Below are 233 nucleotides of genomic sequence, written 5' to 3'. Positions count from 1 at the left end.
GTATAGCCTCGGTTGGTCCATTTGATTGATTAATGGAACATTTAACAGCCTGCTTTTTGGTAAAATTGGATCGCCTTTTTGAATGGCTGCTTCAAGGGTCTTCAATGGAGCTTTTAACGCCTCTAGGGCAGACTGATCTCCCCTAACAGCGATGATTGTTTTTGCACCAAAAAGTAATATTACTAGAATCATAACGAATAAAAACAACTTTTTCATATAGTTCATTCCTTATA

At 36.9% G+C, this 233-nt stretch carries 1 protein-coding gene; it reads right to left on the bottom strand.

The window, feature by feature from the left end; translation table 11 throughout:
* Nucleotides 1–216 (bottom strand): hypothetical protein (locus RYX56_RS25445; RefSeq protein ID WP_317124530.1); only part of this gene is annotated, 216 nt, incomplete at its 3' end.
* Nucleotides 217–233 lie beyond the last annotated feature (17 nt).

Source organism: Alkalihalophilus lindianensis, from assembly GCF_032843265.1.
GTDB lineage: Bacteria > Bacillota > Bacilli > Bacillales > Bacillaceae_D > Alkalihalophilus > Alkalihalophilus lindianensis.
The sequence above is the reverse complement of the archived record's forward strand: the minus strand, read 5'-3'. Positions and strand labels throughout refer to the sequence as shown.